This is a genomic window from Intestinimonas massiliensis (ex Afouda et al. 2020) (genome assembly GCF_001244995.1).
Classification (GTDB): Bacteria; Bacillota; Clostridia; order Oscillospirales; family Oscillospiraceae; genus Intestinimonas; species Intestinimonas massiliensis.
Genome location: NZ_LN869529.1, coordinates 1,686,015 through 1,704,190, shown reverse-complemented (window position 1 = coordinate 1,704,190; position 18,176 = coordinate 1,686,015). Strand labels below are relative to the sequence as shown.

At 62.7% G+C, this 18,176-nt stretch carries 23 protein-coding genes; all 23 read right to left on the bottom strand.

Annotated elements, in window-relative coordinates:
* Positions 1-4 precede the first annotated feature (4 nt).
* A complete protein-coding gene (locus BN2154_RS16495) occupies positions 5-130 on the bottom strand; it encodes a hypothetical protein (RefSeq protein WP_278320023.1) in 126 nt (41 codons plus the stop codon).
* 41 nt (positions 131-171) lie between these two features.
* A complete protein-coding gene (locus BN2154_RS12140) occupies positions 172-597 on the bottom strand; it encodes a hypothetical protein (protein ID WP_050619023.1) in 426 nt (141 codons plus the stop codon).
* Between the two features lie 72 nt (positions 598-669).
* Positions 670-1,179, bottom strand: a complete 510-nt coding sequence (locus tag BN2154_RS12135; RefSeq protein WP_050619022.1) for a phage major tail tube protein — start codon at positions 1,177-1,179, stop codon at positions 670-672.
* Between the two features lie 15 nt (positions 1,180-1,194).
* Positions 1,195-2,616: a phage tail sheath family protein gene (locus BN2154_RS12130; RefSeq protein WP_050619021.1), complete on the bottom strand. Its 1,422-nt coding sequence runs from the start codon at positions 2,614-2,616 to the stop codon at positions 1,195-1,197.
* Between the two features lie 13 nt (positions 2,617-2,629).
* Positions 2,630-2,977 (bottom strand): hypothetical protein, encoded by a 348-nt coding sequence (locus BN2154_RS12125; RefSeq protein ID WP_050619020.1) that lies wholly within the window; start codon positions 2,975-2,977, stop codon positions 2,630-2,632.
* The gene (locus BN2154_RS12120; protein WP_050619019.1) at positions 2,974-3,465 is read right to left on the bottom strand and encodes a hypothetical protein; all 492 of its coding nucleotides are present in this window, start codon (positions 3,463-3,465) and stop codon (positions 2,974-2,976) included. The genes BN2154_RS12125 and BN2154_RS12120 overlap by 4 nt, the downstream gene beginning before the upstream one ends.
* Before the next feature lie 3 nt (positions 3,466-3,468).
* On the bottom strand, positions 3,469-4,044 hold the full coding sequence (locus BN2154_RS12115) for a phage tail protein (protein WP_050619018.1): 576 nt from the start codon (positions 4,042-4,044) through the stop codon (positions 3,469-3,471).
* Positions 4,041-4,409, bottom strand: coding sequence for a hypothetical protein (locus tag BN2154_RS12110; protein ID WP_050619017.1), 369 nt, complete (start codon positions 4,407-4,409; stop codon positions 4,041-4,043). The genes BN2154_RS12115 and BN2154_RS12110 overlap by 4 nt, the downstream gene beginning before the upstream one ends.
* Positions 4,406-4,882: a hypothetical protein gene (locus BN2154_RS12105; RefSeq protein WP_050619016.1), complete on the bottom strand. Its 477-nt coding sequence runs from the start codon at positions 4,880-4,882 to the stop codon at positions 4,406-4,408. Before BN2154_RS12105 ends, BN2154_RS12110 begins: the two co-directional genes overlap by 4 nt.
* 24 nt (positions 4,883-4,906) lie before the next feature.
* Complete coding sequence (locus BN2154_RS12100) at positions 4,907-5,977, bottom strand: major capsid protein (RefSeq protein ID WP_050619015.1); 1,071 nt, start codon at positions 5,975-5,977, stop codon at positions 4,907-4,909.
* Between the two features lie 15 nt (positions 5,978-5,992).
* Entirely contained in the window at positions 5,993-6,394 is a 402-nt protein-coding gene (locus BN2154_RS12095) for a head decoration protein (protein ID WP_050619014.1), read from the bottom strand.
* A gap of 1 nt (position 6,395) precedes the next feature.
* A complete protein-coding gene (locus BN2154_RS12090) occupies positions 6,396-7,652 on the bottom strand; it encodes a head maturation protease, ClpP-related (protein ID WP_050619013.1) in 1,257 nt (418 codons plus the stop codon).
* Positions 7,649-9,292: a phage portal protein gene (locus BN2154_RS12085; RefSeq protein ID WP_242853753.1), complete on the bottom strand. Its 1,644-nt coding sequence runs from the start codon at positions 9,290-9,292 to the stop codon at positions 7,649-7,651. The genes BN2154_RS12090 and BN2154_RS12085 overlap by 4 nt, the downstream gene beginning before the upstream one ends.
* A gap of 127 nt (positions 9,293-9,419) precedes the next feature.
* Positions 9,420-9,677, bottom strand: coding sequence for a hypothetical protein (locus tag BN2154_RS12080; protein WP_050619012.1), 258 nt, complete (start codon positions 9,675-9,677; stop codon positions 9,420-9,422).
* A 10-nt stretch (positions 9,678-9,687) separates the two neighbouring features.
* Positions 9,688-11,661: a phage terminase large subunit family protein gene (locus tag BN2154_RS12075; protein ID WP_050619011.1), complete on the bottom strand. Its 1,974-nt coding sequence runs from the start codon at positions 11,659-11,661 to the stop codon at positions 9,688-9,690.
* Positions 11,651-12,286 (bottom strand): hypothetical protein, encoded by a 636-nt coding sequence (locus BN2154_RS16105; RefSeq protein ID WP_195892352.1) that lies wholly within the window; start codon positions 12,284-12,286, stop codon positions 11,651-11,653. The genes BN2154_RS12075 and BN2154_RS16105 overlap by 11 nt, the downstream gene beginning before the upstream one ends.
* A gap of 393 nt (positions 12,287-12,679) precedes the next feature.
* On the bottom strand, positions 12,680-13,204 hold the full coding sequence (locus BN2154_RS12065; RefSeq protein ID WP_050619010.1) for an IbrB-like domain-containing protein: 525 nt from the start codon (positions 13,202-13,204) through the stop codon (positions 12,680-12,682).
* The gene (locus tag BN2154_RS12060; RefSeq protein ID WP_050619009.1) at positions 13,197-14,351 is read right to left on the bottom strand and encodes a phosphoadenosine phosphosulfate reductase domain-containing protein; all 1,155 of its coding nucleotides are present in this window, start codon (positions 14,349-14,351) and stop codon (positions 13,197-13,199) included. Before BN2154_RS12060 ends, BN2154_RS12065 begins: the two co-directional genes overlap by 8 nt.
* Positions 14,342-14,950, bottom strand: coding sequence for a ParB/Srx family N-terminal domain-containing protein (locus BN2154_RS12055; protein WP_050619008.1), 609 nt, complete (start codon positions 14,948-14,950; stop codon positions 14,342-14,344). Before BN2154_RS12055 ends, BN2154_RS12060 begins: the two co-directional genes overlap by 10 nt.
* Positions 14,947-15,729, bottom strand: a complete 783-nt coding sequence (locus BN2154_RS12050) for a phosphoadenosine phosphosulfate reductase domain-containing protein (protein ID WP_050619007.1) — start codon at positions 15,727-15,729, stop codon at positions 14,947-14,949. The genes BN2154_RS12055 and BN2154_RS12050 overlap by 4 nt, the downstream gene beginning before the upstream one ends.
* Complete coding sequence (locus tag BN2154_RS12045) at positions 15,726-17,111, bottom strand: sodium:solute symporter family protein (protein ID WP_050619006.1); 1,386 nt, start codon at positions 17,109-17,111, stop codon at positions 15,726-15,728. The genes BN2154_RS12050 and BN2154_RS12045 overlap by 4 nt, the downstream gene beginning before the upstream one ends.
* 228 nt (positions 17,112-17,339) lie before the next feature.
* On the bottom strand, positions 17,340-17,732 hold the full coding sequence (locus BN2154_RS12040; RefSeq protein WP_050619005.1) for a hypothetical protein: 393 nt from the start codon (positions 17,730-17,732) through the stop codon (positions 17,340-17,342).
* Positions 17,733-17,971: 239 nt separating this feature from the next.
* Positions 17,972-18,172 (bottom strand): hypothetical protein, encoded by a 201-nt coding sequence (locus BN2154_RS12035; RefSeq protein ID WP_050619004.1) that lies wholly within the window; start codon positions 18,170-18,172, stop codon positions 17,972-17,974.
* Positions 18,173-18,176 lie beyond the last annotated feature (4 nt).

Genomic DNA, 18,176 nt, shown 5'->3' with positions numbered 1-18,176 from the left:
AGATTTATTTATTCTTGCGTCGCTCCCGCACCTCCTTCACAAGCTGGTTGCTGACCTTGATCCACTTGCACAGGGACGGCAGGGGCAGCGACAGCCAGTAGGAAACGGGGGTCTGATTGGTTTTCGCCATCGTAAGACATTGCCTGCGGAGCCAGACGCCGCCGTCGCCGGTTACAGCTCCGATGCCAGCAAAAAAGAGCGGGCCTTGCCTCTGACGCGGTTGAACTCGAAGATGGGCAGGGCGCGCAGGGCGTCGTCGCCGATACGGCGGGGATGGCCGCTGGCGTCAATGATGGTGTTGGTGCAGGCTCTCGCCGCCATGCGCACCAGGAACTGGCCGGAGAAGGTGGGCGAGATGGTGGGCTTGCCAATGGCCTGAAGCTCGTCCTCGATGGCAAGGGCGTCGTCGCCGGTCAGCCCCTCGAAGTCGAAGTTCAGCTCGTCAAAGGTCTGCCCTTCATAGGTGAAGGGCTTTTTCAGCTTGAGGGTGAAGTTGCCCACGCTCTCCTTGGCCTGCGCCTCGGCAGCGGCGTACTCGTCGTGATCGACGGTGGAAAAAGCGTCGGCGGGGACAACGGTCTTCTTAGTGTCAGCCATGATGATAACTCCTTTCAAATCTCAAAAAGATGCCCGCAGCGGATCTCCCGCCCCGGGCTTTGGTCTGGTCCCTTACATACCGAGCGCTTTGCGGACGTCGGCCAGGTAGTCGGTGCCGTTGACATAGCAGATGAAGTTCAGCTGGTCAACCTCGCGCACCTTCTTGCCGTCAATGTAGGTCGCCCAGTAGCGGACGGCGTACTCGCCGGAGCCGTTGGAGGGCGCTGCGGGGGCGACGGAGCCGCCCTTGTCGCTCTTGGGAATGACCACGAGGATGTGCTTGACAGAACGGACGACCACCTTGCCGGCCACAACATCCTCGTCCTGCTGTGCAATGCGCAGGTCGATGGTGTGGCGGCGGGGCTCGGAGAGCTTCACACTCTGATCGGTGACGGTGCGGAAGTTGAGGCCCAGCGTCATCGCGTCGAAGTGGCCGAGGATGACTGCCTCCACATTGCCGGCAATGCCGGCGCCGGAGATGGACTGCGTCAGCGCGGTCAGATCGGGCAGGGTCGCCTGCGCCATGCCGACATACTCCACGGAGTCTTCGTAGACCTTGAAATTGATAATGCTCTGATCCATGATTCAAACCTCCTTTTAGCCCTGCAGGGCACTGGTGACATAGCTGGCGTCATACTCCAGCACGAAGTCGATCTCCTGGGCGGGAGAGGGCGGCGTCATGTAGACATGGAGCTTGATGATACCGGCCATGAGGTTGGTCAGCGGATTCTCGCTCTCCAGCATCTCCACGCGAGCGCCCAGGAGGTAGCCCATGCCCACCAGACCGTTGAGCCAGATGTTGGCGGTATCGAGAACGGTGTCGATGAGACGGCGGGTCATGGGCTTGTCCAGCTTGCTCCAGAAGGTCTTGACGAGGGAGTTGCCGACCCATCCGAACATACGGCTGACCGGGATGAAGTAATCCTTGACGTCGGTGTTGGCTGGATAGCAGGCAGTGTAGTTGCCCCATGCGACCCAGCCGCTCATGAAGTTCAGAGCCGTACCCACGCCAACACTGTTGAGGTAGTTGGCCTGTGCCAGCGTCAGGTTGACTTCGGTGCCGTCCTCCAGGCAAAGACCGTCGCACTGCAGCCCCTTGTTGGAAGGGGACTCATAGGGGCAGCCGCCATTGCCGGTATCGATCTGCGCCATCAGGCCGGCAAGCTGAGTGGACATGTGGAACTTGTGATCGCCCAGCTTCAGCATGGGCCAAAAGGCAAGTTCGTCCTCGTCGGCGATGTTGGCGGCATTCTTCTTGGTGAGGACATCGGAATAGGCGCGTGCGCCGGAAGCGCCGCAGTCAATGTCAATCAGCGCCTTGGCGTGGAACAGGCCGTTGATGTTGCCCGCCTTTGCGGTCATCGCGGCGGCCACGGTGGACTGCTGGGAATAGCCGGGGGCGCAGAGCAGATCTGGGACGATGCCCAGCAGGGTCAGGCACAGCTCCACATTCTCCATGGCGGAGGCGATTTCAGATGCGGTGACGGTGGAGGCCTTGACCTTGTTGTAGGCGATGTTCACCTGCTCGGCGTCATAGGCGCTGCCGGTGGACAGCAGCTCCACCACCAGATGCTCGCCGTTGTAATAGGCGTTGTAGTCGGTGCCGGACACATAAGCAGCGCCGGCGCCTCCAGCAGCTTTGACAACCAGTGTGGCATCATTGATGGCCTCGATGGGGAGCTTCGCTTTGTGTTCCGCCACCACGATGTCGGTGGCGGAAACCGCCTCCTTTGCGGTGGCGATGTCGAGAACATTGCAGAAGATGACGGGCTGGCAGGCGAACAGCTTGAAGTGCGAATACATGAATTCGCAGAGTGTGTAGGTTGCCCAGTTGTCGGAATAACCCAGCTTCTCTACCGCCTCGGCCCAGCTGGTGCAGAGGACGGGCGTTCCAGGGACGGCGGGCTTATCCGCAGCCTGGACAGGAGCCAGGCCAACCACGAAGGGGACGCCGGACTCCGCCACGACAGGAGTGCTGACGCTGGTAGCCTGCTGAGAGACATATACGCCGTGGTTCATTGAAAATTCCTCCTTACTTCATGCCCTTGGCCAGCTTGTGATAATTCACATACAGCAGGTTCCCGGGCGTTTTGACTTTGATGCGGTCAGCAGGGAGCGTGTCGTCGCTCACCACCAGCGACGCGATCAGCGGGTGCTGCTCGATCACCGGTGTAAGGGTGTCAAGGACTTCTCTGCGACCGCCGCGATAGATGGTGCCGCGCTGGATCACGCCCATCAGGGTCGGGCCGAGATAGACGCAGAAGCCGCCGCTCTCGGCGGACTTCTTCGGCGCGGCGGGGCGCTTCTTTGCCACCTTGGGGGGAGTGTCCGCAGCGGCATCGGCGGTCTTTGACGCCGTGTCGATGATTTTGTCGGTCATAGGTTAACCTCTCTTTCAACGGCTGGGACGCGCCAGGTGGAGGTCATCTCTCCGGCGTAATATGGCGCGACTTCCTCGGAGTTGGGGTAGATGAATGTTTCGATACCGGCGGAGAGATCAAGCTGATAGCGCTGCCCGATAACGACTTGACGTAGCAGGCGGATACGCAGCCGCTCCATGAGGTTGAGCAGCATAAGCCCGCCCTCCTGGGCGTCATCGTTGTAAACGGCGAAGATGGAACGCACTACGGCCATACCGTACTCTCGTTCTCCCTCCGGCTGGATGTCTTTGCTGGTGATGGCTTGGTGAATGATATAGGGCACCTTCTTTTTCGCGGCCCTGGCATCGGGCAAGTTCATGAGATAGACCTCCGCCGCCCGATATTGCTGCTGCTCGTCGGCGCTCTGTATCTTCACAGGCATGATAAGGTCCTTGACGGCCTCCTCGGTAACGGTTTTCAACTCCTCCAGGAGCATAACTCGGTCCATGGGCTACCCTCCCCACCCGTTGAGCACCCGCAGTATTTCGTGCTCAATACGGCTCTCGTAGGTCTTCAAGATTTCCTCGTCCATCTTGTCGGTCGTCTCCTCGTGGGCATAGAATGCCTGGACAGCAGAAGGCCCGAACAGCTCCCGGATGGGGAACCGCTCAGGGCCCTCGCGCTCGAACACACCGGTATGCCCGCCCACATGGGTGACAAAGGCGTTTTCAAGGGTCTGCTGTGCGCTGGAGCGCAGGACGCGGGTATGCACCTTGCCGTCCGCTCCAAACTTGGTATCGAACTTGATAAGGGGGATGACGTTCCCCCGATAGCCGAAGGCGACCTGATAGGAGCTGGCGGAGTCCTTGACGATGGTGTTGATGGTCTTCGTCCGGGACTTCAGCTCCCCCTGGGAAATGGCGTACTCCTCGGAAACGATCTTCATGCCGACGGTAAGGCCGTGCCGCGCCGACCGCTTCAAGGCGCTTCCGACGGCACGGTACACGCCGTCGGGGATGCCGGCCAGGAGCTTCGATACTCGGTCAAGGCTATCGTCGATTTCGTCAATGGTGATGGCGTAGCTCATTCGTCGATCGCCCCCAGTTCCACCCGCAGCATCCCCATCTCACAGACCGAGGAGGCGACATAGAATTCCCGGAAGAATCCGCCGCCGCCCTCCCGGTTGTTGATCTGGATGCGCATACCCTTCTCGGGCTGATTGCCGCCCAGGTCGGACAGCGCACAGTGGAGCACGGATGACACGAGGTAGAGCCCCTGGACATGGTCGGACTGGAGCTGGCGTCGCTCCTGCTCCTTCAGGCCGGACAAGACGATAGGGATGTCCTGGTACTCCTCGCCGTCGTAGCGGATGGTGCGCTTTTCGGCGAACTCGTCCAGGTTGAGGAAAACGGCGTGGACGTCATCGGCCACCATGTCCTTGAAGCCGCTCATTCCACCGGCCCCTCCGCGCCGAGACCGGACGGGGCCCCCTCGTCGTCCTCCTCGCTGGAGATTGCGTCCTCCAGGGGCACGTCGGTGATGGCCGCGATCAACTGCGCCTTGGTCTTGAGCTTGGCGGTGTCGATGCCCATTTCCTCGGCCAGCTCCTTGAGCTTGGCGTTGGTGAACTCCTTGAGCTGCTCAGGGTCAAGGTGGGCGGTTTCTTTGCCCTCTGCGGGCCCGTCCTGGCTGGGAGTGTCCACGCCCGACCCCGCGCCGTCCTCGTCCTCTACGGGCGTTGCAACGGCTCCTGCGGTATCTTCCTCGGGGATGTCCTCGAGGACGACGCCCACGCCGAGGGAGGCCAGGCGGGCGGCCTCGGTGTCAGTCACGATGCAGAGGCCGCCGGCGGACACCGGCCGTGGGTGCTTCGCCCCCTCGGGCCGGTAGCCGTACAGGCCGTTGGTGATTTTTACACGCTTCATGATATTGCTCCTTTCCCGGCCCTATCAGGTGCCGACCACGTTGGCCGCGTACATCCAGGGGGCCTTGCTCCGGGGCGCGGCCAGGGGGCGGGCGGCCAGGCGCAGCTTGCGGGTGTCCTTGTCCTTGTCGACGACGAACTTGGGCACGCGCTGCATGGCGAAGCTGTGGTACTCGTTGTCGTCCTCGATCTGGTCGACACGGCCGTACATCATGTGGCCGCAGTCGGGGGCGGTGACCATCGCGGAGGTCGCGGGGAACAGGCGGATGGTGCCGTCCTTGTCCAGCACAGTCTCGCGCACGGAGAAGATGTCCAGGTCGGTGCCGTCGAAGTTCAGGTTGCCGATCCACACCACGCCGGGGTAACGCACCTGGGGCGCCAGGCGGCCATACTCGGCGCGCCGGTTGTCCAGCAGCTTCAGCGTGGCCTCGTCGCTCTGGATGAAGGCGGCCACGTCGGTGCCCACGATCAGGTCAGCGGCAGGAAGGCCGCGGTCCAGCAGGTCGTTCACCATCGCAGCGACATCGCCCTTCCAGTCGCCGCCGGACGCGTCCCACTTGTTCGCCACGGTGTACTTGGCGGGGTTGGAGCCGGTGGTGTCGAAGTAGAAGATGTCGTAGGTTTCGCCCACGGTGTCGTTGTCGATGTAGGCGACGATGGTGCAGCCGTTGTTGATCATGGTCTGGACGGCCATCCACTCCTCACGGCGCTGAATGCGGCGGTCCAGGTCGGTGAGGTCCTGCATCTGGAGCGCCCGGGCGCGCTCGGCGGGGGTGCTGCCAGCATACAGAGCCTCCCCGAAGCCGCGCTTCTGCAGGTCATCCAGGGTCAGCAGACGGGACGGAGCGGTGAAGGGCGGCTCGAACTCGTGGATCTCGTAGCCGCCGCGGGCCACAGGGATGTCGCCGGCGCGGCGCACAACGAAGGGAGCCATGGCCCGGTCGCGGTCGCGGTACTCCACCAGCACCTTGTTGGCGTTGAAGATGTCGGTCGCCGCGTTGGTGGGGAAATAGCGGTCGCGGAAAAAACTCTGGACGGGGGCGATCTCCTGGACCATGCCCGCCATGTAGTAGGTATCAAAAATGTCGAAAGGCATATTCTTGTCCTCCTTTTAGTCCAGGACCTGGGCCAGATAGATACCACGCTCGCGCAGGGTGTCCTTGTCGGCCTGGGTGATGGTGTACTCGTCATCCACGGTCAGGGCGTCTTCATTGAAGCAGCCCATCACATAGACGGCGACATTGGCATCGGCGTCGGTGCCGATGTCCTCGTCATCGCAGAGAATGCAGTCGGGGGTCAGGGTCTCGTTGGAGCCGGCGGTAGTGCCGAGGATTTTCAGCTTGCCGTCGCCCCCGATGCCGGAGCTGCGGCACAGGATGGTGCCGCGCGGATAGGTAGCGGCGGTCGCCAGCTTGGTGATGACGCCGGAAGCCACCTTGGGAGGCGGGGTCATACCGGCGATCAGCTTGTCGTACTCCATAGAGCCGATCTTGTCATTCAGATGCTTCGCCATATTACTTGTCCTCCTTCTTGTTCAGGGCCTTCGCGTCGGCGCGGCCCTTTGCCATGCGCTGCTCCGGGGTGAGTTCGCCGACAGGCGCGCCCTCGTTGCTGGCCGCTCCGACCTGCTGCGCGCCAGATGCGCCAGTGTCGGCTTCCAGGGCAGACATATAGCTCTTGCCCTGCTGGGCGGCCTTCTGCGCCATGCGGTAAGCCAGCTCCTGGGCGGTGCAGGGGTGCTCGCCATACTTGGCCTCGCGGATGGATTCCGCGTCATAGAGGGAAGCCAGGGCGTCGATGTCCTGGATTCTCTGGCGCTCGACCTGGGCGTGGTCAGCCCCGCCGTCGCCTGCGGCTGCTGCGCTGGGGGCGGGTGTGGCAGCAGCTCTTGCCTCGGCCTCCAGCTGCGCGGTCAGCTCCGGGTACTCCGCCCGGAGCTCCTCAACAGTACTTGCCATAGATGTACTTCCTCCTTTTCTGCCGGTCTTTGCCGGCGGATTTGTATGTGTCTCAGCCGGGGCCGAGGCCTCGGGATCGACCGTAGGGATATTGTCCGGGGCAAACATTCCAGCCGTAAGGTGGATGGTGCGGCCTCGGACGAACAGGCGCCGGCCGTCTGCACTGGCGGCAACGTCCAGGGGCTCCGCGTCCTCGATCAGCTCGTCGGCAAAGCCCTTTTCCACCGCCTCGCGGCCTGTCATGTAGGTTGTATCGGACATCATGTGGGACAGGACAGTTTCGGTCAGGCCGGTCTTTCGCTTATAGATTGCGATTTGGGCCTTGTCCCAGGCGTCGTACTGCCCAGCCGCCTCGCGCAGTTCGTCGGCGTTGTAGCCGCCCCAGAAGAAGCCCCAGCACTTGTGAATCATAATCAGGCTGGAGGGATTGACCTTCACTGTGTCACAGGCGCACATGATAAGGGAGCCGCCGGACATCGCCACGCCGTCCACGATGCAGGTAAGCTTTGCTCCGTCCCGTGACAGCTCCCGTAGGCGGTTGTGGATGGTGTTGGACACGCCGGCGTCGCCGCCGTAGCTGTTCATGCGGATGGTGATGTCTTTGCAAGCGGCAATCTGCCCCAGGTCCTCAAGGAACTCGGTCAGGGTAATAAACTGCCCCTCTACGGGATCGCCCCACCAGTCCGTGGGCTGCTGCTCGTAGATGTCGCCGTACATGGTGATCTCTGCGCTCTGGCCGTCGGCGGTAGCCATCGCATAGGCGGCCCGCTTGATGTTCACGACGGGCTGCGTGGTAGGCACTGTTTTGCTCATGCGTTTCCTCCTGTTCCTTTGCCATCGCCGCCGTCGCCATCATCGGCGCCGGAGCTTGGCAGGTTGGTGATGCGCGCGCCGCCCGCCTCCGCGAGTTTCGCGTTTTCTGCTTTCAGCTGCTCCACGTTGGCCTCCCAGTCACCACCGCCCAGTTCGCGCGTGACCTGCTCGTGGGTCTTGAATCCGTGGTCGACCAGGACAACGGCGGCGTTGGCCTCTTTCAGCGGGTCGAGCTGCCCCTGGACGGGGCCGATCCAGCGCGCACCGCACCAGGCGGCCCGCACCAGAGGATCTTCAAAGAAGCCGGGGGCCTTGATGCGTCCACGGGCCACCGCCTCCGCAAGCCATACCTCGTAGGCCGGCTGGCAGAAGTCGGCCACAAACCAGCTCCGGCGCATCTTGAACTCTTCCCAGGCCTCCAGGAGAGCAGCGCGGGAGGCCGAGTAACTGGAGTTAAAGGTCTTCATCAGCACCTCGTAGGGCTCGCCCAGGGCCGCGCCGGCCTGCTGGCAGAAGGTCTTGACGAAAGCATCAAAGCCCGTAGTGGGGATGCTGGGGTTTCCGAATTTGATGTCCTCATTCTCCGCTAGGTGGGAAACCGTGCCGGGGCCCATCTCATACTCGCTGTCGCTCCCGGATAGGTTGTTCTCGATGGGATTTTCCGCGGGGACACCGGCGATGTCGCCGGCGCCGACCTCGTTGATGGGGATCTCGGTCTGGCTGGTCTTTGTGATGATCCACGCCGTAAAGAAAGACTGGACGAGGGCGGCCATAAGCGTGCTCTCCGTGTACCGGCGCAGCTGCAGCAGCTGCTCGATCACCGGGGCCAGATAGGTCACGCCCCGGTACTGGTCCGGCCGCTCGCTCCCCATGATGTGGAGGATGTTCGGCAAGCCTGTCCTGGGGCCGTAGGCCTCCACCCTCGTCCACTTGGTCGGCTCTGTCGTGGTCTGCCAGGGGTAGGTGTTGTGGATGTAGTAGGCGACGACCATGCCGTCGTTGTCCACCTCCACCCCGTCAAAGATGCGGTTGCCGTTCTCCGGGTTCTTCCCGTCCGTGATGTGGGCCACGGCCGTTCCACCCCCGTACTCGGCGGGGGTGCGCACCCGGTCGGCCTCCACAAGATGGATGCGCAGGGAGTAGGGATTTACCGGCGTGGGGTTTCTCCGCTTGAACACGGGGAAAACGTCTCCGCTCTGGAGCCACGCCACCAGCGCCAGCTGCTGCATTCCGTAAAAGTTGTTCACGCCGGTAGCGTCGCAGTTCGCCTTGTTCTTGGCCCACAGGGAAAACTCCGCCTCGGTGCGCCGCTGCCACTCCTTGGCCGCCTCCGGGGAGATGCCCAGCACCTCCCGATCCACGGAGCTCTTGAGGGTCAGGCCGACGCCGACCACTTTCGTCCGGTTGGTATTGATGGCTGACGTCGCCACCGGGGAGGACATATACAGCATCCGCCCCCTCTGGCGGAGGGTAAAGTTGTTCCAGTCGATGTCCTCCCTGGGGGAGCCGCTGCGCGGGGTAAAGCCTTTGAGCGCCCGCCGGGTCATGCTGGCGCCGGCCTCGCTGTATCCCTTGGCCTGGGGGCGCGCTGTGTCGGGCAGGAACAGCCCGGTTTTCTTATCGCGGTATATGTCGCCCACCTCCTATGTGTTGCATAAAAAACGGGCCGCCCGGCGGCGAAAGGAGCTGACAAACTCCGCCGGGCTGCCCGTGGTAAAGCCCTCTCAGGCTTGTACCCATATCATTTTCGTGACCTCACGAAAAAGGTCACCAGTCGCGGGGGATGACGCCGAAGGCCTTGCGGGGCCGCCTGCCGTTCAGCAGGGCGTTCAGCTCGTCGATCTTCTGCTCAGCCTCCTCGATCTCGTCCTTGAGGGTGCCGAGGTCGAAGCGGGTGAGCTGCCGGTCGTCGATGGTATAGCTCTTGACGCGGCCGTCCACCAGGGCGGTGTAAGCCGCAGTCAGCTTCTCATAGGCGGAGCGCCAGAAGTTCAGCCGGATTTTCACGTCGGTCATATCTGCCATCGGGCATCACCTACCATTCGTCGTAGTATTTCTTCAGCGCGGAGCCGCGCTTGGTCTGCTTTTTGGGGGGCGGCGGGGCTGTTGCAACGCCCGTAGAGGGGGCTTTCCCCCGGGCCGCCTTTAGCCGCCTGTCTATCTCGTCAAGGTTGGCCGGCGTGCATTTGAAGGCCGCCAGAGCGTAGTTGCGGCAGTCCAGGGCCTCGTTGCGCTCGTGGCCGGGTATCTTCTCCCACACCCAGGGCTGCTTCTTGGCCGGGTCATATACCAGGTGCTCAGAGAGCAGGCCGGTAAAGTAGCCGGGGCCGTAGTCGTCCCGCCTCGGGAAGTGGCAGTACTTCGAGCCCGGCTTCTGCACCTTGAGGTTGTCCATGATGATCTGCTTGCCGGAGTCGACGCCGAGCTGGTACTGCCAGCAGGTGCCGATGGCGATTTGATTGACCACGATCTTCATCTTCTTCGGCGGAGAGGTGTAGGGCTTATCCGCCCCGGGCATACCCTTGATACAGAACACCTTGCGGGAGATGCGCGCCCGGCATTGGAGGCGGACGTCTTGGGTGAAATGGCCGCCCTCGTCCACGAAGGTCATAGAGCTTCGGAGGCCCAGGCCGTCCTCGAAGCGGAATACTCGGTTGAACACCATCTCGTCCAGCTTGGCCCAGGTGTCCGGGTCATCCGGCCTGCCCATGACGATGCCCTTTTCAATTCCCCAGGTTTCCCCGAAGTGGCCGTGCCCGACGACCTCATACTCCATGCGGTCGTCCTGGGTGTCCACGCCGGCGGTGAGTACCAGCACCCCCTCCGGCAGCTCCACGGGGGAGCCGTCCGGCCGGGTACCGTAATCCTCCCGGCGGGCCATGAGGCTGTCCTCGTCCTCCAGGTCGCCGCGGTCTTCCCACAGCAGGCCGAAGCAGGTGTTGTAGACCACCTGGAGCTTCCTGGTGTTGCCGATAGCCTTGAGATACTTGAGTACGATGGAGCTCCAGGAAGCCCACTGGCTAACAAAGGCGTTCAGCCAGAAAGAGCGGACGCCCTGGGCGTATGCGTCGGGGTTGTCCGCCTCCCAGCGCGCGGGCTGGTGCTTCATGGTCGTCTCGTCGGATATGCTTCCGCAGCCGGGGCAGACATACCAGACGTGCAGCACCTTGAAGGTCTTGCGGCCGGCTACCACGCCCTCCTCGTGCTCATAGCGGATGTCCTCGAAGTTGATCTCGTGGTACTCGCCGCAGTGGGGGCATTTGCTTTTCCACCGCTCCATTGTGCCCTCGGCGTAGGACGCCTCGATTGCGCTGGCGTTCTTGACGGTGGGGGTGCTGACCTCCAGCGCCTTGGCGTTGTAGAACGTGGTCTGTCGGGCCTGGGCCAGCTCCCAGGGGTCGCCCTCGTTGCCGGCGGAGGTCGCCCAGCGGTCGCGCTCGTCCCCCATGATGTAGCGGATGGGCTTGGACGCCAGGGCGTGGGCCTCTGTGGAGCCGCACATCGTCAGGATGCCGCCGGGGTATGTCTTTTGCAGGATGGTGTTTCCACTGTCGCGGCTCTTGGGGTCCGCCACCTTCTTTTTGAGGGTGGGGCAGTCCCGAATCATCGGAGCGATACGGAGCTTGGAGTACTCCTTGGCGTCAATGGTCGTGGGGTGGACGAACAGGATGGAGCCGGGGTCCTCGTCGATGATATAGCCGATGGTGTTGTTGAGGAACTCCGACTTTCCCACCTGGGACGCCGCCACCATGACGATGCGGTGCACCCGGGGGTCGGTAAAGGCGTCCATCGGCTCCCGGAGGTAAGGGGTGCGGTCGGTACGCCAGGGGCCGGGCTCGGCGCTGGCCTCGGTGGACAGGCGGCGGTTTTTCTCCGCCCATTCCGTCACGGTCAGGTCGTCCGGCGGCTTCATGCCGGCCAAGACTTTCCCGATGACGGCATTCAGCCTCTTTACCCGCTCGCGGGCCTCTTTCTCCTCTATGAGCCGGCGCGTTTCCTTATCCGTCATCGGCATCACGCCCGCTGTCAGCTTCCCAGGCCCTCCGCTCCCGGACGCGCTCCTCGTATTTCTTTGGGTCATAGCGGTAATTGGAGAGCTCCCGCATGGCCTTGTTGACCTCGCGGCGGATAATCTCGGCGGCCTCCGCTGGGGAGTTCGCCGAGGCCACGTCCACGGCCAGGCGGCCGGGCAGGGCCATCATCGCCCCGCGAATGGCATAGATCAAGTCGGTAGTCATCGCGGCCACGTCCTCGCTCCGGTGCATTTTGCCCTGGAGCTCGTCGGCCTCGGCCTTGGCGATGTTGGCCTTGGCAATCTTCATTGTCACGTCAGCGGCCGCTTTCGCCTTTTCCTGCTTGATTTCCTGCTTGATCTCCTCCTCGGTCTTGGCCGGTCCTGCGCGGGCCTCCAGCATGGAACAGTAGGCGCGCACAGCCTCGGTGACATCGAACAGGCTCCCGTGGGGGGTGCTGCGTTTATGCAGCGTCCCCTGGGCTACCAGCTGTCCGATCCACTGATTGCTTTTCCCGGTCATCGAGCAGATGTCGGCAGTCTTGACGTAGACAGGCGTCCCGGCGCGCAGCACGTACACGGCTCCGTCCTCTACGACCACATCCTGCTTCTTTGCCGCCATAGGCCACGCTCCTTTCCTGTGTCTTGGCCCTCCGCCCGACGCCCGGGGCGTTTCCGCTCCGGGGCCAGGCTATGTGATAGGAGGCGGGCGTCCCACGCCCGGCGGAAGGTCAAGAAGTCGATAATTTCATACAAGATTTCAATTAAAGTTACCCTTTTCTCGCGCACTAACTAATCGTTTTTTGGGGTCGGCGAGCCCGCACCCTTTGGGGAGGGGCCGTCACAGTACCTTGCCGCGCTTTTCATCGTCGGCCTCAATGCCCATTTCCAGGGCTTGCAACACCCCTTCACGCCTCGGCATGAGAACGCCCAGGGCAGAACACATACGCGGCTCTCACGCCTTGTATGGCCCTGTCCTGGGCTATGCCTGGTGTATGGGGGCATGGGGTATGCCTCAGTACTTGGTCAGCAGCTCTGCTTTGCTGTACCCATGTACGCCTTTCGTCATCATCGAGAGGAAGTCATCGCGTGAGAAATCAGACAGGCGGAATACCTCCTCGGGCCTCATGCCCAGCTGCTTCCCGATTTCCTGCACGCTTTTCCCGTCAGCCAGCAGGCGCTTGACGATGGCCTTCATAGGCTCCAGCAGGTGTGTGCCACGGGCGCGGTTGTGGGTGACGGTGCCGTAGATGTCCTCGGTCTGGTCGTCGTGCCGCACGATCACCACGGGCACCTTGCCGCCCAGCTTCGTGTGCAGGGGCTCCTCTCCGGCCACCGTCCAGCGGTGGAAGCCGTCGATGATGGTGTAGTCAGGGCGCACCACGATGGGCAGCGTCCAGCCGTTGGTGAGGATGGACTGCACCAGCAGCTTCAAGTTCTCCCGGTTGACCTTGTTGGGGTTGTAGTCGTTGGGCTTGAGCTGGTCGCGGTCCACCCACTGCAGGGAGGACAGAGGGGCGAACAGGTCCACATCAGCCATTCGCTTCACCTCCCTTCCGGAAGGACTTGGCGTAGGCTGCGTAGGCGCAGGAAATATCCTGGTAGATCGCCCGCAGGGTGCGGAGCTTGGGGTCGCCGGCCACCAGCCCTTCGTACATCTTCCGGTAGTCCCGGGGGCGGGCCATGCCGTCCATGCGGATAAAGAGCTTGCGGTACTGCTTGGCGATCTCGCGCTTGTGCGGAGTGTTGAAGAAATCGGCGGGGCGCTCGAACAGCATCTCTTTCAGGAGCGCGCGGTAGTCCTTCGTGTCCTTGCCCTCCAGCTCCCGGCGCTTCCGCGTCGTGCGGTGGAACATTTCACTGTCCCAGTAGAGCATGGCAAGGTAGGCGTTGGGCTCACGGCGGAGCACGCGCTCCATCAGAGCGGGGTCATACTCCGCAAGATGTACCAGGACGGGGACAGTATCGACAGAGAAGAATTGCGAAACCCGCAGCTGGTTGCGATTGACCCCGACCTGGTACATCTGCAGATAGACCTTGGGGATCTCCACCCGCTCGTTGCGAAGGTAGAGCCACACGTCGGTGGTCTTCCAGTCGTAGATCGGGTAGATGGTGTTGGTGTTGGTGATCCCCTTACCGCCCACGCCCAGAGCCGCCATGTACTGGAGGCGCTGGACGGATTCGGCCGCCCGGACGCCGGTCATCATAATGCCGTCCCGGGTGACGCGGGGCAGGAAGGATTGATAGTTGTCCACCCTGGGCTTGAGCAGAGGATGGTTGCGGATGGCAAAGGGCGGCGGCTGCCGCACCCAGACATCCCGCTTGCGGCGGTCCCAGCAGACGAATGTCTCGTCGCTGGAGAGCTCGTTGAGGCAGTTGAAATGCTTGACCTCGATGCACCACCACTGGAACTTGGCGCCGGCCAGCAGGAACTTCTTGCGCCAGGCCTTGGTCGTTTCCTCGATGCAGTCGAAGATGGCCTCCTCGTCGATGAAGAGGACGGTCAGCTGGGCCGGGTCGATCTCCCCGGCCTGGATCAGTTTCAAGGTGAGGTCGGCCAGGCACAGGCTGTCCTTTCCGCCAGAGAACGACATATAGACTGGGACGCCGTTGGAGAACACATTTTTGATGCGCTGACGGGCGGCGGTCACAATGTCCACGTTGGACGCAACACGCTTCACAGCCATATCCGCTCACCGCATTTCGGGCAGAGGATGAACCGGCGCGCCGGTCCTTCCTCCTGAGGCTGTGTTCCAGCCGCCGGCGGGACATACTCCTCGGCGTTCCTCGCGGCCGCTTCCTCCCGGGCCTCGGTGCGCTCCCGGGCGTCGCGGATCTCCTCGATGCGCTCCTCGTCGATGGTGCCGTACTCACTGAGGGTATCGGCGGCCTCGTCCGCCTCCATGACCATCGCCCGGAGCAGGTCTTCCTCATAGCCGGGGATGTCCAGGTCGTCCTTCAACTCCAGGACAAAAGCATCCAGCGCGGACAGGTCATCCACGCCCAGGTCGAACACTCGGTTGTCTGCCAGCATCAGCTTTTTCTTCTGGGCTTCGGTCAGGCCGGTCACGACGTAGCAGTCTGCCTCGGTGCGGCCCATGGAGAGGAGCGTTTCATACAGACCGTTGCCAGCCAGGATGACGCCGTCCTCGTCCACCACGATGGGGCGGATCTGGCCGAACATCTCAATGGAGCGCCGGAACTCTTTCAGCTGCTTGTCGGTGTGCATCCGGACGTTCCGCTCCGGGCGCCGGAGCTCGGACAGGAGCTTTCTCGTCACGTTCATGCCCGCACCCCCTTCAGGAAGGCCCGGGCGCTCTCGATCTTCTCCGCCGCCTCAATGACGATGGAGGGGTCGATGTCGTAGATTTCGCGCCAGCCGTTTTCGGTGCCGCCCGTCCACTGCCGGGCGGGCCAGGGGTGCGTACCGCAGAGGTAGCCGTTCTTCCACCCGTAGATGGGCGGGAGCGGGAGCTGGTGGTAATGGATATAGGCCAGGACGTGCTCATGGCTCCAGGCCGCGAGCGGGCTGAAGCGGGTGACGCCCTTGCCGTCGGTGTAGATGTTGGTGCCGCGACCCACATAGTTCCCGTCCGCACGGCGGCGGCCCAGGATGATGAGGTCGAGGCCGTGGGCCTTGGCATAGATGCGCTGGGCCCGGTGTTGCACGATGGAAAACCACCGGCCGGCCGCGGCCGAGTTCTGCGGGAACAGCATCTCCGGGTGTCTGGCCAGCCAGTCGAGCCCCTGGTGCGTGTTGATGACCTCGCAGCCCTCCGGCTTATTGGCCTCGATCCAAGCGGCAAAGGCCGGGTACTCCAGGTCGCACACGCCGATCATGCTGTCGACCACGCCGGCGGCCTCGCAGAGCTTGCCAAGGACAATACTGTCCTTACCACCGCTCCAGGCATAGGCCGCCTTTTTGCCCGCTGTCTTGGCCTTGATGTCCTCGATGGTCGCGGCCACAAGTTCGCCCAGGGCCGCCTCGGAAACCGCGCTCTCGACGGTTGCAACGGCCTCCAGCCAGGCTTCATTGGTGATGCGTTGTTTCCTACCCAGGCTCATGTCCTCACCGCCTTTCTGGAGGCGATGACGGCCACGACGCCGCTCGACAGCACGGTCGTCAGGCTGCCGGCCGTTTTGAGGGCCGGAATGCCCGCGATGTTGCCGTAGGCAAAGATGGGGAGCCCGACGCACAGCGCGGTGAGGACGCCGGCGAACACGCCGCCGGCGGAGAGCTTCTTCCCCAGCAGCGTCATCACCGTGGGGAGCAGCGTGGAGGCCCGCAGGGTGCCGTAGAACAGGAACAGGTGCGTCACGGTCAGCCCCGGGATGTTGGCGATCAGAATGCTCACCAGCAGCAGGGCCAGCATGACGCGCCGGGAGGCGCGGATGTTGTCGGCCCCCTCGCCGGTCATCCAGTCTGTCGTGAGGGACGCCGCGGCGCACAGGTTGCTGTCCACCGTGGAGAGCAAGCCGGAGATGACCATGAACAGGAAGGGCACCAGCACCCAGGCCGGGAGCAGCGACATGACAAACTCGAAGTTCACCATGCCGGCGTCTGCCGCCTGGAAGCCGGAGCCGGCGGCCAGGAAGCCTACCGTGCCCATGGCGATGGGGACAAGGGCGAACAGCAGCGCCGCGACGAAGAACGAGCGGCCGATGCGGTCCTCCCGGATGGAGAAGGCCCGCTGCCAAAAGCACTGGTCGCCGAACGGACCAGAGATGAGGCCGACCGCCGTTGGGAGGCCGAAGCTCAGCAGCACCTCGACGCCGGAGGCCGAGGTCAGGGAGGTGTACTCCCCGCTGACAGAGCCCAGCCCGGCCCGCACTGTCTCCAGGCCGCCGGTCAGCCGGAGGCCCAGGGATACCAGGAGCGCACCGCCCAAGAGGATGATGCCCAGCTGGACGACGTCCGTGGCCACCGACGCCTTGATACCGGAGAAGCGGGAGTAGGAATAGGCGATGGCGGCCAGGGCCAGCGTCATGCTCCAGAAGGGCAGGCCCGTGAGGAGGGCCAGCGTCTTCCCGCCGGCGAGCAGCTGCACGGCCGTCGAGAGGACGGCCAGCGCGCCCAGCTGGAAGGAGTAGACGCCCTTTACCCTCGGGGAGCGGTACCGCTCGGCCATGTAGCCGGTGAGGGTGATGCCCTCCGGGTATTGGCGGCGGATCTTCTTGGCAAAGGGAATGAAGATGATGAGGCACAGCACATTCGGCACCAGGAACCAAAACATTCCTGGAACGCCTTTTGTGTACGCCATTTCCGATGACGTGAACAGAGACGGCGCCCAGATCCAGGTCGCAGCGATACTCATAGCTGCGACGGGAGCACAGATTCGCCGGTCTGCCACATGAAAGCTCTCTGAGCTGGTCGCCCTACGGGTGAAAATCAGCGTGACGCCGATCATCAGCGCCGCATAGACGGCCAGGACAATGATTCCGAACATTTTGCTTTTCTCCTTTTTTGGCGTCGCCGCTGCCCGTGCTGGCGAACACGAAGCCCGGCGCATGACCGACGCGCAAGGAGTAACGCGGCGGCCTCAACCTCCTTTCCCAAAAGAATGGCGGCCCCTCCGAAGAAGGGCCGCCTGGCTTGATAGGATTTTACGAGTTTAAGCATATCGTATGTACGGGGCGTTTGCAAGCGTCGCGCCGCGTCATGCCGTTGCAACTTCTCAGGAAGAGAGGTATCGGTAGCAGGCTGACTTCACGCCATCTTCGGTATTGCGCCCACCGATGACGGCCGCGACCTCTCCCCAAGTCAGGCAGCGGAGGAAGCGGAGCCTGAAAATCATCCGCGTCTGGTCGTTCTCGATATTCTCCACAAATTCTGTGACGGCCGCCTCTGCCCGGTCGATCTCCTCTTTGAGATACCGGATTCGTTCCGTCATATCGGCGATCTCAACAGCCAGGTCGCCCACCTTGTCCCGAACGCCCGGCGCGTGTGGCATCCCGCTCAAATTCTGCGCTCCGGGGCAAGCCGCGGCTCGTAGGGATTGCAGGATTTCTTCGTCCCTTTTCAGCCGCTCGCGCAACTTATAGTACTGGGACAACTCTTGTAGCGTCATATTGGCTCACCCCCTGTTTTGGTCACTTGCGCTTGAACTTCCCCGCCTGCGGGCAGGTGCTGAAATGGGACACATAGCCGAAATCCGTCAGTTGATCCCTTTCTCCGGCGAAGTCGCAGCTCATCACCTTTCCTCGCATGGTAACGACCTTTCCCGGAGCCCCGGGTCTGGCCCAGAACGGAACCAGTCGCGGATTGCACGGCATACTCTTTCCCGACTCGGTTTTCACCCAAATGATCTCAGCGCCGCACCCTCGACACACGCTTTTCCTCACGGTGCACACCTCCCCCTATCATCATCTGTTCCATCTGCCTTTGCGGAGCTTCTTCAACGGAGACCACCCGGGCGTCCCCGTACCGCTCCAGGTAGAGAGCCAGATCCTCCTTGATACCGATGGCCTGTCCGGGCCTGGCATTGACCTCAATGGTGATAATCAACATAGGT

Bases quoted from the DNA above. Each gene is read 5' to 3' on its own strand.
- BN2154_RS16495 (WP_278320023.1), bottom strand. From the start codon at position 130: ATGGCGAAAACCAATCAGACCCCCGTTTCCTACTGGCTGTCGCTGCCC.
- BN2154_RS12140 (WP_050619023.1), bottom strand. From the start codon at position 597: ATGGCTGACACTAAGAAGACCGTTGTCCCCGCCGACGCTTTTTCCACC.
- BN2154_RS12135 (WP_050619022.1), bottom strand. From the start codon at position 1,179: ATGGATCAGAGCATTATCAATTTCAAGGTCTACGAAGACTCCGTGGAG.
- BN2154_RS12130 (WP_050619021.1), bottom strand. From the start codon at position 2,616: ATGAACCACGGCGTATATGTCTCTCAGCAGGCTACCAGCGTCAGCACT.
- BN2154_RS12125 (WP_050619020.1), bottom strand. From the start codon at position 2,977: ATGACCGACAAAATCATCGACACGGCGTCAAAGACCGCCGATGCCGCT.
- BN2154_RS12120 (WP_050619019.1), bottom strand. From the start codon at position 3,465: ATGGACCGAGTTATGCTCCTGGAGGAGTTGAAAACCGTTACCGAGGAG.
- BN2154_RS12115 (WP_050619018.1), bottom strand. From the start codon at position 4,044: ATGAGCTACGCCATCACCATTGACGAAATCGACGATAGCCTTGACCGA.
- BN2154_RS12110 (WP_050619017.1), bottom strand. From the start codon at position 4,409: ATGAGCGGCTTCAAGGACATGGTGGCCGATGACGTCCACGCCGTTTTC.
- BN2154_RS12105 (WP_050619016.1), bottom strand. From the start codon at position 4,882: ATGAAGCGTGTAAAAATCACCAACGGCCTGTACGGCTACCGGCCCGAG.
- BN2154_RS12100 (WP_050619015.1), bottom strand. From the start codon at position 5,977: ATGCCTTTCGACATTTTTGATACCTACTACATGGCGGGCATGGTCCAG.
- BN2154_RS12095 (WP_050619014.1), bottom strand. From the start codon at position 6,394: ATGGCGAAGCATCTGAATGACAAGATCGGCTCTATGGAGTACGACAAG.
- BN2154_RS12090 (WP_050619013.1), bottom strand. From the start codon at position 7,652: ATGAGCAAAACAGTGCCTACCACGCAGCCCGTCGTGAACATCAAGCGG.
- BN2154_RS12080 (WP_050619012.1), bottom strand. From the start codon at position 9,677: ATGGCAGATATGACCGACGTGAAAATCCGGCTGAACTTCTGGCGCTCC.
- BN2154_RS12075 (WP_050619011.1), bottom strand. From the start codon at position 11,661: ATGACGGATAAGGAAACGCGCCGGCTCATAGAGGAGAAAGAGGCCCGC.
- BN2154_RS16105 (WP_195892352.1), bottom strand. From the start codon at position 12,286: ATGGCGGCAAAGAAGCAGGATGTGGTCGTAGAGGACGGAGCCGTGTAC.
- BN2154_RS12065 (WP_050619010.1), bottom strand. From the start codon at position 13,204: ATGGCTGATGTGGACCTGTTCGCCCCTCTGTCCTCCCTGCAGTGGGTG.
- BN2154_RS12060 (WP_050619009.1), bottom strand. From the start codon at position 14,351: ATGGCTGTGAAGCGTGTTGCGTCCAACGTGGACATTGTGACCGCCGCC.
- BN2154_RS12055 (WP_050619008.1), bottom strand. From the start codon at position 14,950: ATGAACGTGACGAGAAAGCTCCTGTCCGAGCTCCGGCGCCCGGAGCGG.
- BN2154_RS12050 (WP_050619007.1), bottom strand. From the start codon at position 15,729: ATGAGCCTGGGTAGGAAACAACGCATCACCAATGAAGCCTGGCTGGAG.
- BN2154_RS12045 (WP_050619006.1), bottom strand. From the start codon at position 17,111: ATGTTCGGAATCATTGTCCTGGCCGTCTATGCGGCGCTGATGATCGGC.
- BN2154_RS12040 (WP_050619005.1), bottom strand. From the start codon at position 17,732: ATGACGCTACAAGAGTTGTCCCAGTACTATAAGTTGCGCGAGCGGCTG.
- BN2154_RS12035 (WP_050619004.1), bottom strand. From the start codon at position 18,172: ATGTTGATTATCACCATTGAGGTCAATGCCAGGCCCGGACAGGCCATC.